A 15,482-nucleotide genomic window follows, 5' to 3' on the forward strand; every position below is an offset into this window, starting at 1 on the left:
GCGTTCGCTGAACTGTACCGGCTTCACCAGCTGCCTCCCGCACCGCCGCCGCCGAAGCTGCCGCCACCGCCGGAAAAGCCGCCACCATCGCCGCCGCCCCAGCCACCGCCGCCACTGCCCCAGCCTGAACCGCCGCCGCTGCCCCATCCGCTGTCGGACGGCCCCCAGATGATGACAGGGCCGGCACCGCCGCGATAGCGGCGACCACGACCGCCGCGGCTGGCGAACATCGATATGCCGACGATGACGATCACGATGACCCAGAAGACTAGCATCACGGCGCCGCCGCCACTGTCACCCTTGCGCTGCTCCGCCTCGGCTGCGGCGGCGCGCGCCTTCGCCTCCTCGGGCGGCAGGGTCAGCAGGGTGGCGAGTTCGTTGACGCCCGCGTCGATGCCGCCGGGAAAGTCGCCCGCCTTGAAGCGCGGGATGATGGCGGTGCGATAGATGCGCGAGGCGAGCGCGTCGGTGACGATACCCTCGACACCATAGCCGGTGGCGATCCACACCTTGCGCTCGTTCGGGGCGACCAGCAGGATCGTGCCGTCGTCCTTTTCCTTGCTGCCGATGCCCCAGCTGCGGCCGAGCTGATAGGCGTAGTCGCCAATCTCATAGCCCTGGAGGTCGGGCACGGTGGCGACCACCACCTGCCGGCCGCTCTGCTTGTCGAGCGCGGCGAGCTTGGCGGTCAGCGCCTGCTCCTGCTGCGGCGAGAGCAGATTTGCGGCATCGACCACCTGGCCGGTCAGCTTGGGGAAGGTCTGTGCCTGCGCCGCCGGTATGAAGACCAGCAGCGCAAGGACCAGCAGCAGGCGCCGCATCATCGTTATCGGCTCAGTTGCCGAAGTCGACCTTGGGCGCTTCTTCCGCGCCGGGCGTGGTCGCCTGGAACGGGGCCATGGGCTTGGCGCCATGGATCAGCTTGGCGCCGATCGCGTCGGGGAAGGTGCGGATGCGGGTATTATAGGCCTGGACCGCTTCATTATAATCGCGGATCGACACGGCGATACGGTTTTCCGTGCCTTCCAGCTGCGACTGGAGCTGCAGGAAATTCTCGTTGGTCTTGAGGTCGGGATAGGCCTCGACCGAGGCGAGCAGGCGGCCAAGGCCCTGGCTCAGCTGTGCCTGAGCGGCCTGATATTGCGCGACCTTGGCCGGATCGGACAGGTCGGCGGCGTTGATCTGGATCGAGGTGGCCTTGGCGCGGGCTTCGGTCACGGCGGTCAGCGTCGCCTGCTCCTGCTTGCCGGCGGCCTTGACCGTGGCGACGAGGTTGCCGGTGAGGTTGGCGCGGCGCTGATATTGCGCCTGGACGTCAGCCCATTTGGCCTTGGCATTTTCCTCGGCAGTGGGGACGCTGTTGATGCCGCAGGCGGACAGCGCAAGCGCGCCCATGACCGGCAGCAAAAGGCGGGAGAGGCGACGCGGGAAAAGCATGGAACATCCTCGGCTCTGTTTCGCTGACGGAAATAGGGCGTTGTCGGATGGCGTGCAACGGGCCATGCAGAGTTTATCGAAGGCGAGACAAGAGGTTCATCATGGGGCTGATTTCGGAATTCAAGACGTTCATCAATCGCGGCAATGTCATGGACCTGGCGGTTGGTGTCATCATCGGTGGCGCGTTCGCCACCATCACCAAGTCGCTGACCGATGACCTGATCATGCCGGTGGTCGGCTATCTTTTCGGCGGCGCTGACTTTTCGGGCTACTTCCTGCGCCTGGGCGACCTGCCCGAAGGGTTCAAGGGCAATCCCAACAGCTATGCCGACCTGAAGGCGGCCGGTGTCGCCATGTTCGGCTGGGGCCAGTTCCTGACCGTGCTGGTCAATTTCATCATCCTGGCCTTCATCATCTTCCTGCTGGTGAAGCTGGTGAACAAGGTTCTGGCCAAGCCCGAGGAAGCGCCGGCACCGGCCGTCACGCCGGAGGATATCGTGCTGCTGCGCGAGATTCGCGACTCGCTGAAAAAATAAGCGATTGCGACGAACCGAGGCCCTGATGGGAACCATTGGGGACGCGGCCGGTTGATCGGCGTCAGGGTTCGGGATGGCATGGATCGTCCCGAACCTCGTGTCGAACATGTCTGCCCTAAAGGGGGCGCAACAGGAGAAAACGCTGTGAAAAGCTTCGTCGCAATCCTTGGCCTTGCCAGCATGGTCTCGCTCGCCGCGTGCGATTCCAAGCAGGAAAACAAGGTCGAGAATGCCTACGAGAATCAGGCGGATGCTCTCGACAACCAGGCCGCGAACATGGAAGCGATGGCCGACAACCTGTCGGGCAACGCCGAAAACGCAGCCGAAAATGCGGCCGACGCGCTGGAGAACAAGGCCGACGCCACCCGCGAGGCGGGCGAGGCTGCCGCCGACGCGGTGGAGAAGAAGCAGCACTGATCCGCTGCGGCACCGAGCATCGGGCCAAAGGGGCGTCGCGCTTGCGGCGCCCTTTTTCTTTGCCCGCTCTCGCCTTTAACGGCCCCTTAACCACGGCCGGCCATGGTGCCCTCGCGCGCATCCAAAGGTTGTGGGAATGGACGAGTTACTTCAGGAATTCATATCCGAAACGCAGGAAACGCTGGAGGCTCTGGCGGGCGAGGTCGTCGCCTGGGAGGCCAATCCGGGCGATAGCCAGCGGCTGGACGCCATTTTCCGCTTCTTCCATACGGTGAAGGGGAGCTGCGGCTTCCTCAATCTGCCGCGTTTCGAGAAATTGAGCCATGCGGCCGAGGATGTGCTGTCGGAGATTCGCGCCGGCAACCGCAAGCCCGATCCCGCGACCGTCAGCGCGGTGCTGGCGATCATGGACCGGATCGGCGAACTGGCCGAGGCGGTGGCGCGTGGCGCGGCATTGCCCAACGAGAATGACGAATATCTGATCGGCGCGCTGACGCAGGTGGAGGCGCCGTCCGCCCCAGCCGAGGAAGCGGAGCCCGAAGAGCCCGCGGCCCCGGTCGCGGCGGTGCGCCAGGGCCAGGCGCTGCGCACCATCCGCCTGCCGCTGTCGCTGATCGACCAGCTGATGAACGGCGTGTCGGACATGGTGCTGGCGCGCAACGAATTGTCGCGCAAGCTGCGCGACCGGTCAGCCGATCCCGAACTGGACAGCGCGTTCGAGCGGCTGTCCACCTGTGTCGCGGACATGCGCGACGTGATTTCCAAGACCCGCATGCAGCGGGTCGAGCGCCTGTTCGCGGCGATGCCGCGCATGGTGCGCGACCTGAGCCGCGATCTCGACAAGCGGATCGAGCTGAGCCTGGAAGGCGGCGATGTCGAGATGGACCGCGAGATGGTGGAGATGGTCGTCGACCCGCTCACCCATATCGTGCGCAACAGCATCGACCATGGCATCGAGACGCCCGAGCGGCGACGCGCGGCGGGCAAGCCGGAGGCCGGCCGGTTGCGGCTGGAGGCGCGCCAGTCGGGCAACCAGATCGTGATCGAGATCAGCGATGACGGCGCCGGCATCAACACCGCGCGGCTGATGGAAAAGGCGATCGCCGCCGGGCGGCTGACGCCCGACGCGGCGGCGCGGATGACCGAGCAGGACAAGCTGGACCTGATCTTCCAGCCGGGGCTGACGACGGCCGCCAAGGTGACGGCGGTGTCGGGCCGTGGCGTCGGCATGGACGTGGTGCGCGCCAATATCGAACGGATCGGCGGCGTCATCGCGCTGGACAATCATCCGGGGCAGGGGCTGCGCATCACGCTGCGCGTGCCGCTGACGCTGACCATCATTCCGGGCCTGATCGTGCGCGCCGGGGGGCTGCATTTCGCGATCCCGCGTGCGGCGGTGGTCGAGATACTGCACGACAATAACGAGATGATGCAGATTGCCGATGTCGGCGGCGCCAAGATCGCGACGATCCGATCGCTCCGCCATTCGATGATCGACCTGGAAGATGTGCTTGGCATGGACAAGCCGCAGCAGATCGGACCGCGCGCCGTGATGGTGGTGCGATCGGCGACCGGCGTGCCCTTTGCCATGGGCGTGTCCGCGGTCGAGAATCATGAGGAACTGGTGATCCGTCCCGCATCGCCGCTGGTGATGGCGAGCGGCGTCTATGCCGGCATGACCTTGCCCGACAATGGCAAGCCGATGCTGCTGCTGGATGCGGCGGGCCTGGCCAATGCGGCGCGCCTGCCGAACCTGATCGACGATCGCGCCCATGGGGCGGTGGCGGATGCCGCCGCGCAGGAGGCCGGCGTCGAAATGGTGGCGGCGCTGCGTTTCGAGGAATTGTCGGGCGAACGGCGCCTGCTGCGCCTGTCGCTGATCGAGCGGGTCGAGGATATCGACGCCAGCCTGTTCGGCCGGTCCGGCGGCCAGGCCTTCGTCCGGCTGGACGAGCGGCTGGTGCCGGTGGTGAACGGCCGCCATGCCTTTGCCGAGGACAAGGTCTGCGCGCTGCGCCTGCGCGATGGCAGTCTGGAAGCCTGCTACCCGGTCGCGGCGGTGCTGGACATCGTCCAGATGCCGCTGGTGCCGGACATGGTGGCGATGCACGGCATGCTGAGCGGTGTCGCGGTGGTCGATGGCGAGCATCTGGAGGTCATCAACCCCTTCGCCCTGTTCGCCGCGCTGCCGCAGGAACCGATCGCGCCACACGGCCGGGGTCGTTGCCTGCTGGCCGATGCGGAGGATGGCTGGACCCGCGAGATATTGGCGCCGCTATTGCGTCAGGCCGGGCATGATGTGGTGCTGGGCCTGCCGGGCGACGCCGTCGATGCGCAGGATATCGTGCTCTATTCGGCCGGCGATGTCGGCCAGGTGGCCGAAATCATGGGATGCCGGGTGGTGCATCTGCGCGCCACGCCGCGGGCCACAGGGCCGATGGATGCCAGCATCTACCGCTATGACCAGGACGCGCTGATGGCGGCGCTGTCCGGCGCACGCGGATAAGGGGAAGAGCGATGGAGCAACTCTATCTGTTGGCGACGCTGGCCGGCGCCCGCATCGCGGTCGATGCCAGCGAGGTCGAGGCGGTGGTCAAGCTGACCGAGATATCGCCCGTGCCCGGCATGGGCGTGCATGTCGCGGGCCTTTCCGCGCTGCGGAGCCGGGTGCTGACGATCATCGATGTCGCGGCGCTGATTCATGGGTGCGCGACCCCGGCGGACCAGCGCGACCTGGCGATCATCGCCAATATCAGCGGCCATAGCTATGGCCTGATGGTCGATGGCGTGTCGGATATCTGTCGCGTGCCGGAGGGCGAACTGCCACTGCGCGGACAACTGGATTCGGCCTGGATGCCCTTTGCGCGGGGCGTGGTGGAGCATGAGGGCGTACCCCATCTGCTGGTGTCGCTGGCCGGCTTCATCGAGGCCGGTGCCCAGGCACAGGCGGCCTGATCGCTTGGCCGCGTCGTTTACCATTTCCTCGCCTTTCGCGTTTACGCCTCTCCTCCCGGCACGTAAAAATCAAAGGGACGCTTCATGAAGAACTGCCTGGTCGTCGATGATTCCAAGGTCATCCGCAAAGTGGCACGCCACATATTGGAATCGCTGGACCTGACCGTGACCGAAGCGGTGGACGGGCAGGATGCCCTGACCCAGTGCGAGGCCAGCCTGCCCGATGTGGTGCTGCTCGACTGGAACATGCCGGTGATGAGCGGGATGGAATTCCTGCAGGCGCTGTCGGCCACCAAGATGGAGGCCCGGCCCAAGATCATCTTCTGCACCACGGAAAATGGCATCAGCCATATCAAGGCGGCGGTCGAGGCCGGTGCCGACGAATATGTGATGAAGCCGTTCGACCGCGAGACGCTGGAGAGCAAGCTGGCGATCGTCGGGGTCATCTAGGCCCGGTCCCTCCCTTCGAGGATATCGCCGTCTTTCCCAGCCTCTTCGTTCTGAAAGCCCGTCAATGACCGCCTTCGTGCCGACCATGGTCAGCCTCGACAGCCACACCGCTCCGGCGGTGCGCACGCTGGTGGTTGACGATTCGGTGGTGGTGCGCACGGTGATCGAGCGTATCCTGAACGCCGATCCCGGCTTTACCGTCGTCCACAAGACCAACAGCGCGGAAAATGCGCTGCGCTATCTGGCCGAGCATAGCGTTGACCTGGTGCTGCTCGACATCGAACTGCCGGGGCAGAGCGGCCTGGCCGCGCTCCCCGCCATCCTGCGATCGAACCCGCAGGGCAAGGTGGCGATCCTGTCGGGCCGCTGCGAGGAGGGCAGTGCGGCGGCGATCGAGGCGCTGGCGCTGGGCGCGAGCGATATCCTGTCCAAGCCGGGCAGCGGCAGCTTTGGCGAGCAATTTCCGCAGGCATTGATCGATCGGCTCGGCCGGCTGTTCGGCGGCGAAGCGCCGACGGCACCGGTGCAGCGGGCGACCATGGTTCCGCCCGCTCATGCGCCTAGCGCAGCGGTTGAACCCCTGGCCTGCCTGGGCATCGGGGCGTCGACCGGGGGCATCCATGCGCTCAGCCAGTTGTTCAGCGGCCTGACTGCGCCGCTGGGCGTGCCGATCCTGCTGACCCAGCATCTGCCGGTCAGTTTCACCGTCTATTTCGCGCAGCAGCTGGCGCGCATGACCAGCCTGCGGGTCAAGGTGGCGGAGGCCGGCGACCAGCTGGCGCCCGACACCGTCTATGTCGCGCCGGGCGATGCCAACCTGCTGTTGCGGCGCGGGCTGCATGGCCGGGTGAGCGTGGTGCTGGACCCGGAACGGACGCCGTCGGGCAATCTGCCGGGTGTCGACCCGATGTTCGCCGCCATGGCCGATGTCTATGGCGCGGGCGCGGCGGGGATCGTGCTGACCGGCATGGGCCGCGACGGCACGGCCGGGGCGCGGGATATCGTGGCAGCGGGCGGCTGGATCGTTGCCCAGGATGAAACGAGTAGCGTGGTATGGGGGATGCCGGGATCGGTCGCGGGGGCAGGGCTGACCTGCGCCCTGATGGAACCCCATGCGATCATGGATTTTGTCGCACGACGCGGAAAGATGAAAGACTGATGGCCTTGCCCCCTTCCAGGATGGGATCGGGCGCTGCCCGGATTTTGACGGGTCTGCTGGAAGCGCGGACCGGCCAGGTTCTGTCCGAGGGGCGGGCATGGCGCATGGAGACGGCGCTGAAGCCGGTGCTGCGCGACCATGGCCTGCAGGATATCGACGAACTGGCCGGTAAGCTGCTGCGCAGCCGCAATCCGCGGCTGGACGAGGACGTGGTGAACGCACTGCTGAACAACGAAAGCAGCTTCTTCCGCGATCTGCAGATTTTCGACCTCATCCACCGGCAGATATTGCCGCGTATCCAGGAGGCGCGGGGCGACCGGGTGCTGCGGATCTGGAGCGCGGGCTGTTCGACCGGGCAGGAAGCCTATTCGCTGGCGATCCGATTCTGTAACGAGGCGGCGCGCTGGGCGGGCTGGCGGATCGAGATATTGGCGACCGATATTTCGAGCGCAGCGATCGACCAGGCGCGCAGCGGCATTTTCTCGCAGATGGACGTGCAGCGCGGCCTGCCGATCGGCGACCTGATCAAATGGTTCGAGCCGGCGGGCGATGACTGGCGCGCGAACCCGGAGCTGCGGCGGATGATCGATTTCCGGCAGGATAATCTGTTCGCCGCGCGGGTGCCGACCGGCGCCTATGACCTGCTGCTCTGTCGCAATGTGCTGCTCTATTTCTCGCCCGAACGGCGCCAGAGCGTGTTCGACCTGCTGGCCCGGCACAGCCATGACCGGTCGGTGCTGCTGCTGGGCGCGGGCGAGACGGTGATCGGCCAGAGCGAGGAGTTCGTGCCGCACCCCGAATTTCGCGGCAGCTATGCGCGGCGGAGCCATTCGGCCGATGCCGGCAATTCGGCCCGGCGCGCGGGTTAATCGTCCGGAGACCATTTACCACGCTTGATTGCCGCGCCGGTCTCGGCCATGATTCCGTTCGTGGCTGCATGACGCGGCGCGACGCAGGGCGGAACAGGGCGTGAGACTGGACTTTTCGTGGTGACGGGCCCTTTGCGATGACCGACATCCCCATGATCGAGACGCCGTCGCCCAATTATGACGAGCGCAGCCTGCCGATCACCATGCTGGTGCTCCACTATACCGGCATGCCGGACGCGGCGAGCGCCATCAACTGGCTGGCCAATGCCGAATCCAAGGTGTCGGCCCATTATGTCGTGACCGAGGATGGCCAGATCATCCGCATGGTGGCCGAGGACAAGCGCGCCTGGCATGCCGGCCGGTCGCATTGGCGCGGTATCGACGATGTGAACAGCGCCAGCATCGGCATCGAGATCGTCAATCCCGGCCATGAATGGGGCTATCGGCCTTTTCCCGAGGCGCAGATGGGATCGCTGATCCCGCTGGTTCACGACATCGTCCAGCGCCACCGGATCACGCGCGGCAATATCGTCGGGCACAGCGACATCGCGCCCGCGCGCAAGCAGGATCCGGGCGAACTATTCCCCTGGGGGCAACTGGCGCGGCTGCGGCTGGCGCTGCCCCGACCGACCAAGAATCTGATGGACCCGCACTGGACCGACAGCGGCTTCATGCTGGCGCTCGAACGTTTCGGCTATGACATTGCCGAGCCGGAGCCGGCGGTCGTCGCCTTCCAGCGGCGCTTTCGCCCGGAACTGATTGACGGCGTCATCGATGGCGAATGCCGGGCGATTTTGCTCGCCCTGCTGCTGCCCAAGCCGACAGGGGATGACTGACCCGATTTTTGCGCCTATAGGCGCCTGAGCCAGAGGGCCGGGCGGCCGCGGCGTGGCGGGTAACTTCCACGGCGAGGAAAGTCCGGGCTCCACGAAATGACGGTGCCGGCTAACGGCCGGCTGGAGTGATCCAAGGGACAGTGCAACAGAAAGCAGGTCACTAAGGCTTCGGCCCAGTGAAATTGAAAGGGTGCGGTAAGAGCGCACCGCGTCTGCGGCAACGCAAGACGGCACGGTAAACCCCACCGGGAGCAAGACCGAATAGGGGCGGCGCGCAGCTTGACTGCTAGGTCTGTTTCGACTGAGACCGTCCGGGTTGGTTGCTTGAGGGACGGAGCAATCCGTCCCCTAGAGGAATGGTCGCCTATCCCCCTTTGGGGGTGGACAGAACCCGGCTTACAGGCCCTCTGGCATTTCCCCTGTTGCGAGGTTATCGCAATAACCGGTCCGTGGTCTTGGGGGGATATGGTTTGCGTAACAGATATTTGGCCTTGCTGATGGCGATGGCCGCCATGCCCGCTATCGGGCATGCGATGCAGCAGGCGGCGCCGGCAGCGCCGGCCCCCGCGCCCGCAACCGGCACGATCCAGCAATTGTTCGAGCAATCGACGCAAGCCACCGAGGCGGCGGATTATCCCCGCGCGCTTGAAATCCTCACCGCGCTCGAAGGTCGGGTGGTGCGCAATCCGCGCAGCCTGGCGATCGTGCGCGTACGCAAGGCGATGGTGCTGGCGGAACTGTCGCGCTGGGCCGAGGCGCGCGACCTGCTGAACCAGGCGGCGCCGGCCCTGCCCAGGGATGATGCCAGCCTGTCGACCGACCGCTATCGTGCCGCCTACACGCTGGGCCGCGTGTCGATGGGCGACCTGGACTATGTCGGCGCGCTGGCCCATTTCAGCGCGGCGCTGGCCGAAGCGGAGGGGCCGGCGGCGCGCATCCAGGCGCTGCTGGGGCAGGCGCAGGCCGGCACGTTCGTCGATCCGGCCGAAGCGCTGAAGGCCGCCGAAGCGGCCAATGCCATCGCGGTCGCGGACCCCAAGATGTTCGACAAGGCGTCACTGGCGCATATCGACCTGATCCGGGGGCGGGCGCTGCTCAATCTGGGCCAGTTCGATCCTGCGGAAAAACTGTTCGCGCGGGCGGTGAAGCAGCAGGGCGGGCTGACCACCAGGGTCGATTTCAATGATCTGGTGACCCGGTCGGATGCGTCGATCGCGGCCATGCTGGCCGGCCATCGCGACACGGCGCGCAATTATCTGGTCTATACCGGTGCCGGGCGCATGCCGCAGCAGGACTTCACCCAGGGCGCGGACATGGCGCTGCCGCGCTGTGGCGAGGATGGCGTCCAGCCCGAGGATTATGCCGTGGTGGAATTCGGCATCAGCGACAGCGGCGCCGTTTCCTATGCCCGGCCGGTCTATGGATCGCGCCCCGGCCCGTCGGCGCTGGCGTTTGCGCGGGCGGTGCGGGACTGGTCGTGGCGGCCCGATGACGTGAATAAGATCCCGGCGCTGTTCCGGTTCGTGACGCGGCTGGAACTGCGTTGTTCGACCGCGGAAGGCGGCCCGTCGATGCTGGCGGGTCCGACCAAGGCGCTGGCCGACTGGCTGGAGGCCAGGCGCGTTCCCGGCCCGGTGCTGGACAATGTGCCGATGACCCGACAGCGCGCGCTGCTGTTGCAGCAGGCCCAACTGATCCGCAGCCAGAAGGGCGATGCGGCGGTGGAACTGGTGCCGGTGCTGATCCCGCTGCTGGCAGGATCGATGGCCGCGCGCGAGGATGTCGAGACCTATGGCCCGCTGCTGCGCCGGGTGGTGCGGACGGCGGATGCCCCGCCACTGGCGCAATTGCGGGTCGACCGCCTGGTCCATGATGCCGCCGAGCATGTGGATATTCGTATCCGGGCCGATTCCCCCTATGCGTTGCGCGCCGCCGATTATCAGGCCGATGCCGATGCACGGGCGACCTTCGCGATCCTGGCCTATGATGATCTGAGGCCCAGGGAAAAGGCCGGGTCGCAGGGGCTGTTGAACGCGGTGATCGACGATGGCGCCTTGCCGGCCAATGATCCGCTGCGCGTGGCGGCGCTGGTGCGGCGCGCCAGCTTGCAGGCGACCGGCGGCAATCTGGAAGCGGCACGGGCCGATTATGCCGCGACCGGATTGTCGGCGCAGCAATGTTCGATCGTCGATGCCAAGCCCAGCCTGCGCAGCGCGCCGGTATCCTCCGCCGACTATCCCACCGACATGGTGTCTGTCGGTGTCGAGGGATGGACGCGGGTCCAGTTCGACATCGCGGCGGATGGCACGACCCGCAACCAGCGGGCGGTCATCACCTATCCACCGATGATCTTTGGCACCAACGGCACGAAGATCGTGACGCGGGCCAAATATGAGCAGAGCTATCGTCCCGATGGGGGGCTTGGCTGCGGCGGCAACATGCAGGGTGTGACTTTCCGTCGCTAATCCCGGTCCGGGGCTGGCTTTCCGGGCGCGGCTTCCCTAATTTGGTCCGATGGCAAGACAGAGCCGATCCAATGACTGGGGTTTTCCCCGCTGGCGTGCCTATGGCGCGACGCGGGAAGCGCAGCGCGTGCGCATCTGCGACCGTTTCGGCTGTGACCAGCCGGGTAACTGCCCCGCGCCCAAATCGCCCAACAGCCCGGACCGCTGGTATTTCTGCAGCGAGCATGCGGCCGAATATAACCGCAACTGGGACTATTTTCAGGGGCTGGACGAGGAAGAGCGGGCCGAGCGCGAGCGCACCGAACGGCGCGATGCCGGCGGCTATCAGTCGAGCGCCCATCATGGCTGGGGCGGTCCCGGCGACGGCAGCCGGTCGCGCGACGAGATGCACGCGCTGCAGGCACTGGGGCTGGAGGATGACGCCGATTTCGAGGCAGTGCGCAAGAGCTGGCGCAGCTTGGCCAAGGAATATCATCCCGACGTGAAGCCGGGCGATGCCGAGGCGGCGGTGCAGTTCCAGACAATCCAGGCCGCCTATGAGGTGCTGCGTGCGGCCGAGGAACGGCGCACCTGGAAGCCGCGGGGCGCCAGCGATTGAAAGATCATGTCCGGTCCAACTGGCATAATGCCGTGCTGGTCTGCCGCAAATGCTCGAAGAAGCTGGACGGCGGCTTCGGCAAGGATGGCGAGGAGCGGTTGGCCAAGGCGCTGCGGCGGCATCTGTCGCTGAAGAAGGGGCGCAAGGCGGCGGCCGGCATCATCGAGGTGAATTGCCTGGGCGTCTGTCCGAAGGGCGCTATTACGGTGGTCAACGGCGCGGCGAGCCGCGACTGGCTGTTGGTGCGGCCGGGGGCGGATCTGGATGCGCTGGCGGCGGCGCTGGACCTGCCGGCGCAGGCGGAAGCGCAGAATCCGGGCTGACTTACGCAAAATGCGTAAATCCGGACGGGCCTGTTAAGCCTATCCTTACCAACATTTCCTAGGGGGGATGCCATGCGGATATGGCTTCCTTCCTCGCGCGGTGCGGTGCTGCTGGCCCAGCTCGCGATCATCCTCCTGGGTCTCGCCCTGCTCTACGGCAATCCGCCGGCGCAGGGGCGCATCCTGCTGATCCCGATGACGGCCGGTGCGCGCGCGCATCTGGTGCCTGATGCGGTGGCGCATGGCGCCCGGCTGGTGGCGAGCGGACGCCTGCCGGGATCGATGGTGGTGGAGGGGCAGCGCGACGCGCTGCTGCCCTTGTTGCGGGGCGGCATATTGCCGCTGCGTGCCTTTGCCGCGGCCTGTGGCGAACCGGTGGGAGGATTGGCCTGATGGCGTTCAACAGTCTCGAAAGCCTGCGCCTGCATGGCCTGCGCATCCTGTTGCTGTGCAGCCTGATCTGGACCGTGCTGATCGGCATTGGCGGCATGATGATCGGCAATGAGCGGGCGGCGCCCGCCATGCTGCTGTCGGCGCTGGCCAACATCCTGCCGACCTGGATGGTGATGCGGCGTCGCAACGACCTGGAGGTGCGGCTGGTGATGGGGACGCTGGCGGCGGTGCAGCCGGCGATCACCCTGTTCCTGCTGAGCGGCCATGTCTGGCAGATGGACGCGCACATGTATTTCTTCGTGGCGCTCGCCTCGCTGGCGGTGCTCTACGACTGGCGGCCGATCCTGCTGGCGTCGGTGCTGATCGCGCTGCATCATCTGGTGCTGACCTATGTCGCGCCCAATTGGGTGTTTTCGGGGCAGGCGGAGATCGGCCGGGTCATCATCCACGGCTTTGCGGTGGTGCTGCAAGGCACGATCCTGGGCTATCTCAGCATCAAATTGCATGGGCTGCTGCTGGCGCAGGATGCGCATGTGGCGGACACCGCCCGGCTGGCGCGGGAAGCGCAGGCCGGGCGCAATGCGGCGGAATCGGCGATGGATGCCCAGCGCCAGTCCGACGCGCGCGAGGCGCATCTGCGGATCGAGCGGGACGCCGAAAAGACACGGATGGCACAGGACCGCCGCAGCGAGACGCTGGCGCTGGTCGGCGCCTTCCGCCAGTCGGTGGCGGGCGTGGTGAGCGCGGTCAGCGCGGCAACGGGCGAACTCAAGGAATCGGCCGGGCTGCTGCACGATCTGGCGCGCCGGGCGAGCGTGGGCACGGACGAGACGATGGCGGCGGCGGGCCAATCCTCGGCCAGCGCGGCGGTGCTGGCGCGGCGGATCGAGCAATTGTCCGAATCGATCAGCGCAATCGCGGCGGCGGCCAGCCAGCAGGCGAGCCTGGGCGGGGAGGCGCAGCGCGTGTCGGTGGCGGGGCATGAGGCGATGCAGGCGATGGAAGGGCGCACCGCGTCGATCACCAGCTTCGCCGATTCGATCACCGAGATTGCCGCCCGCACCAATTTGCTGGCGCTCAATGCCACGATCGAGGCGGCACGGGCCGGCGAGGTCGGGCGCGGCTTTGCGGTGGTGGCCGGAGAGGTGAAGCAACTGGCCAACCAGACGGCGAGTGCGACCGGCGAAATCCAGTCGCTGGCCTCGTCCGCGCGGCAGGGGGCCGGGGTGGCGCAGGAAGCCCTGTCCGAGGTCGCCGGGAGCGTCGAGGAACTGGCGCAGGCGGCGCAGGCGATCCAGCGTGCGGTGGCCGACCAGCGTGATGCGACCGCGGCGATCGGCCAGTCGGCGCGCGATACCGCCCGCGACGCCGATCATATGGCGCAGCGCATGGCGACCGTGGCCGATGTCGCGCGCAATACCGAAAATCTGTCCGATCGCGTGTCGAGCGCGGCGGCTGGCCTGTCGCGCACGGCGCAGGAGTTGCAGCGCGCGACCGACCTGTTCGTGGCGCAGCTGGAAGCGGCCTGATCGCCGGTCAGCCGGCGCGGGCTATCTGGCCGGTTGCCTGGTCATCAAGGGAGCGTGCCAGCGGGTAGAGGATGCGCTCCTCCCGATCGATCCTCCGGGCAAGGGCATCCAGTATCCGGCCGCTGTCGGCGCAGAAGCCGCGCCAGTCGCGGGTGATCCGCTCGTCCGTCCAGGCGGCCATGTAGCGGGCGAAGCTCTCGGCCAGCGCGCCGATCTCGGCCTGGATGCGCGCGGCGGTGGCGCGGACGCGATCGTCGCCCTGGCGCTGGAGCGCGGGGTAGAGGATACGATCCTCCAGCGCGAGATGGGCCATCAGCTTGCGCGCCAGTTGCCAGCGCAATGCGCTCACCGCCTGGGGCAGGTCGGGATCGGCGATCGCCTGGCGCAGTTGCGCGGCGATCAGGGCGATCTCCTCATGCTGCGTGCCCAACTCGTCCATGTTCATCGCGATCATCCTCCCTGCCCCGTGCGATCATGCGTCGGCCGGCGTTAAGAGGGGATTGGAGCGCAGGGCGGGCAAAGCGCGCAAAGCCTGTAAAAAGAAAGACCGCCCGGCGCCTGCGCACCGGACGGTCCTTCTGTCATCGATCCTGGGGATCAGGCCCCATCGGAGCCTGTCGCGATCAGGCCGGCTGGTCGGCGCGGCTGGCGCCCTGGCCGTCGAGATTGAGGGCAGCGAAGTCCCAGTTGATCGCTTCCTTCAGCAGCTTTTCGGCATAGGCCGGGCGCAGGTTGCGATAGTCGATATAATAGGCATGTTCCCACACATCGAGGATCAGCAGCGGCGCGTGGCCTTCATGCGCGACGGGGGTGTCGGCGTCATGATAGCTGGTCACTTCCAGCTTGCCGTCCTTCAGGATCAGCGCGGCCCAGCCGCTGGCGAAGTGGCCGACGGCCTCTGCCTTGAGCTTTTCGATCAGCGCGTCGACCGAACCGAAGGCTTCCTCGATCTTGGCGAGCAGGTCGCCGGTCGGGGCGGTCTTCACCGGCGACAGCGAGTTCCAGTAGAAAGTGTGGTTCCAGATCTGGCCGACCTGGTTGAACAGGCCGCCCTTGGACGACTTGATCAGCTCGACCAGCGACTTGCCCTGCAGGCTCTCGTCGGCGGCGACCAGTTCATTGGCCTTCACGACATAGGCATTGTGATGCTTGCCGTGGTGGAAGTCGAAGGTTTCGACCGACAGGATGTCGCCAAAGGCGTCCTTGGCATAGGGAAGATCGGGCAGAACAAAGGCCATGGCGGAACTCCTCGGGTTCGTTATGGGGCGGCCGGGCAATGGCTGGCGCGGCCGGTTGATTCTATGGTCCGGGCGGGGCGTTGACGCCTCCGACGCTTCCCATATGCGCACCCAACGCCCAAGAAAACCAATATGTGCCTATTGCGAAACGATCGCAGAAACAGGCGGTTGGCGGGGCTTTCGGGCGATGATGGCCGGGGCAGGATAATGGCCGCTTTGTTGACAGGCGGGGCGGGGGTGAACATGATCGCGGCCATGCCGTTCAAGGTCATCTTTG

Annotated in this window: 17 protein-coding genes and 1 other RNA gene; 14 read left to right on the forward strand and 4 right to left on the reverse strand. The window is 66.5% G+C overall.

Going from position 1 to position 15,482, the window contains the following annotated elements; translation table 11 throughout:
- Positions 1-23: 23 nt before the first annotated feature.
- Together VHN57_RS00235 and VHN57_RS00240 are read right to left on the reverse strand one after the other, a co-directional pair.
- Complete coding sequence (locus VHN57_RS00235) at positions 24-824, reverse strand: TPM domain-containing protein (protein WP_029547562.1); 801 nt, start codon at positions 822-824, stop codon at positions 24-26.
- A gap of 10 nt (positions 825-834) precedes the next feature.
- Positions 835-1,437: a LemA family protein gene (locus VHN57_RS00240; protein WP_278984820.1), complete on the reverse strand. Its 603-nt coding sequence runs from the start codon at positions 1,435-1,437 to the stop codon at positions 835-837.
- A gap of 101 nt (positions 1,438-1,538) precedes the next feature.
- On the opposite strand from VHN57_RS00240, the gene mscL reads away from it, so the two are divergent.
- The 14 genes from mscL (at position 1,539) to VHN57_RS00310 (ending at position 13,967) form a co-directional block, all read left to right on the forward strand.
- The gene (gene mscL / locus VHN57_RS00245; protein ID WP_004210412.1) at positions 1,539-1,973 is read left to right on the forward strand and encodes a large conductance mechanosensitive channel protein MscL; all 435 of its coding nucleotides are present in this window, start codon (positions 1,539-1,541) and stop codon (positions 1,971-1,973) included.
- A gap of 144 nt (positions 1,974-2,117) precedes the next feature.
- Positions 2,118-2,390: a hypothetical protein gene (locus VHN57_RS00250; RefSeq protein WP_004210413.1), complete on the forward strand. Its 273-nt coding sequence runs from the start codon at positions 2,118-2,120 to the stop codon at positions 2,388-2,390.
- Positions 2,391-2,526: 136 nt separating this feature from the next.
- Positions 2,527-4,896 carry a chemotaxis protein CheA gene (locus VHN57_RS00255; protein ID WP_278984817.1) on the forward strand — a complete coding sequence of 790 codons (2,370 nt, stop codon included), beginning with the start codon at positions 2,527-2,529 and terminating at the stop codon, positions 4,894-4,896.
- Between the two features lie 11 nt (positions 4,897-4,907).
- On the forward strand, positions 4,908-5,345 hold the full coding sequence (locus tag VHN57_RS00260; RefSeq protein WP_278984815.1) for a chemotaxis protein CheW: 438 nt from the start codon (positions 4,908-4,910) through the stop codon (positions 5,343-5,345).
- Between the two features lie 84 nt (positions 5,346-5,429).
- Entirely contained in the window at positions 5,430-5,795 is a 366-nt protein-coding gene (locus tag VHN57_RS00265; RefSeq protein WP_004210416.1) for a response regulator, read from the forward strand.
- A 64-nt stretch (positions 5,796-5,859) separates the two neighbouring features.
- On the forward strand, positions 5,860-6,954 hold the full coding sequence (locus VHN57_RS00270; protein ID WP_278984813.1) for a chemotaxis protein CheB: 1,095 nt from the start codon (positions 5,860-5,862) through the stop codon (positions 6,952-6,954).
- Positions 6,954-7,823: a CheR family methyltransferase gene (locus VHN57_RS00275; RefSeq protein WP_278984811.1), complete on the forward strand. Its 870-nt coding sequence runs from the start codon at positions 6,954-6,956 to the stop codon at positions 7,821-7,823. The genes VHN57_RS00270 and VHN57_RS00275 overlap by 1 nt, the downstream gene beginning before the upstream one ends.
- 137 nt (positions 7,824-7,960) lie before the next feature.
- A complete protein-coding gene (locus VHN57_RS00280) occupies positions 7,961-8,659 on the forward strand; it encodes an N-acetylmuramoyl-L-alanine amidase (RefSeq protein ID WP_004210419.1) in 699 nt (232 codons plus the stop codon).
- 29 nt (positions 8,660-8,688) lie between these two features.
- Positions 8,689-9,074, forward strand: an RNA gene (gene rnpB / locus VHN57_RS00285) — RNase P RNA component class A.
- A 97-nt stretch (positions 9,075-9,171) separates the two neighbouring features.
- The gene (locus VHN57_RS00290) at positions 9,172-11,124 is read left to right on the forward strand and encodes a hypothetical protein (protein ID WP_423282280.1); all 1,953 of its coding nucleotides are present in this window, start codon (positions 9,172-9,174) and stop codon (positions 11,122-11,124) included.
- A 49-nt stretch (positions 11,125-11,173) separates the two neighbouring features.
- Positions 11,174-11,722 carry a J domain-containing protein gene (locus VHN57_RS00295; protein ID WP_004210421.1) on the forward strand — a complete coding sequence of 183 codons (549 nt, stop codon included), beginning with the start codon at positions 11,174-11,176 and terminating at the stop codon, positions 11,720-11,722.
- Entirely contained in the window at positions 11,695-12,045 is a 351-nt protein-coding gene (locus VHN57_RS00300) for a (2Fe-2S) ferredoxin domain-containing protein (protein WP_136186469.1), read from the forward strand. The genes VHN57_RS00295 and VHN57_RS00300 overlap by 28 nt, the downstream gene beginning before the upstream one ends.
- 72 nt (positions 12,046-12,117) lie before the next feature.
- Complete coding sequence (locus VHN57_RS00305) at positions 12,118-12,438, forward strand: hypothetical protein (protein WP_004210423.1); 321 nt, start codon at positions 12,118-12,120, stop codon at positions 12,436-12,438.
- Positions 12,438-13,967: a methyl-accepting chemotaxis protein gene (locus VHN57_RS00310; RefSeq protein ID WP_010336709.1), complete on the forward strand. Its 1,530-nt coding sequence runs from the start codon at positions 12,438-12,440 to the stop codon at positions 13,965-13,967. Before VHN57_RS00305 ends, VHN57_RS00310 begins: the two co-directional genes overlap by 1 nt.
- Positions 13,968-13,974: 7 nt before the next feature.
- Here the strand turns inward: VHN57_RS00310 and VHN57_RS00315 are convergent, their stop codons facing one another.
- A complete protein-coding gene (locus VHN57_RS00315) occupies positions 13,975-14,421 on the reverse strand; it encodes a hemerythrin domain-containing protein (protein ID WP_278984807.1) in 447 nt (148 codons plus the stop codon).
- Positions 14,422-14,590: 169 nt separating this feature from the next.
- A complete protein-coding gene (locus tag VHN57_RS00320; protein ID WP_010336711.1) occupies positions 14,591-15,205 on the reverse strand; it encodes a superoxide dismutase in 615 nt (204 codons plus the stop codon).
- Positions 15,206-15,482 lie beyond the last annotated feature (277 nt).

This window comes from Sphingobium salicis subsp. salicis, assembly GCF_049472635.1.
Classification (GTDB): Bacteria; Pseudomonadota; Alphaproteobacteria; order Sphingomonadales; family Sphingomonadaceae; genus Sphingobium; species Sphingobium yanoikuyae_A.

Coding starts and splice junctions, on each gene's coding strand:
- VHN57_RS00235 (WP_029547562.1), bottom strand. CDS start 824: ATGATGCGGCGCCTGCTGCTGGTCCTTGCGCTGCTGGTCTTCATACCG.
- VHN57_RS00240 (WP_278984820.1), bottom strand. CDS start 1,437: ATGCTTTTCCCGCGTCGCCTCTCCCGCCTTTTGCTGCCGGTCATGGGC.
- mscL (WP_004210412.1), top strand. CDS start 1,539: ATGGGGCTGATTTCGGAATTCAAGACGTTCATCAATCGCGGCAATGTC.
- VHN57_RS00255 (WP_278984817.1), top strand. CDS start 2,527: ATGGACGAGTTACTTCAGGAATTCATATCCGAAACGCAGGAAACGCTG.
- VHN57_RS00260 (WP_278984815.1), top strand. CDS start 4,908: ATGGAGCAACTCTATCTGTTGGCGACGCTGGCCGGCGCCCGCATCGCG.
- VHN57_RS00265 (WP_004210416.1), top strand. CDS start 5,430: ATGAAGAACTGCCTGGTCGTCGATGATTCCAAGGTCATCCGCAAAGTG.
- VHN57_RS00270 (WP_278984813.1), top strand. CDS start 5,860: ATGACCGCCTTCGTGCCGACCATGGTCAGCCTCGACAGCCACACCGCT.
- VHN57_RS00275 (WP_278984811.1), top strand. CDS start 6,954: ATGGCCTTGCCCCCTTCCAGGATGGGATCGGGCGCTGCCCGGATTTTG.
- VHN57_RS00280 (WP_004210419.1), top strand. CDS start 7,961: ATGACCGACATCCCCATGATCGAGACGCCGTCGCCCAATTATGACGAG.
- VHN57_RS00290 (WP_423282280.1), top strand. CDS start 9,172: ATGCCCGCTATCGGGCATGCGATGCAGCAGGCGGCGCCGGCAGCGCCG.
- VHN57_RS00295 (WP_004210421.1), top strand. CDS start 11,174: ATGGCAAGACAGAGCCGATCCAATGACTGGGGTTTTCCCCGCTGGCGT.
- VHN57_RS00305 (WP_004210423.1), top strand. CDS start 12,118: ATGCGGATATGGCTTCCTTCCTCGCGCGGTGCGGTGCTGCTGGCCCAG.
- VHN57_RS00310 (WP_010336709.1), top strand. CDS start 12,438: ATGGCGTTCAACAGTCTCGAAAGCCTGCGCCTGCATGGCCTGCGCATC.
- VHN57_RS00315 (WP_278984807.1), bottom strand. CDS start 14,421: ATGATCGCGATGAACATGGACGAGTTGGGCACGCAGCATGAGGAGATC.
- VHN57_RS00320 (WP_010336711.1), bottom strand. CDS start 15,205: ATGGCCTTTGTTCTGCCCGATCTTCCCTATGCCAAGGACGCCTTTGGC.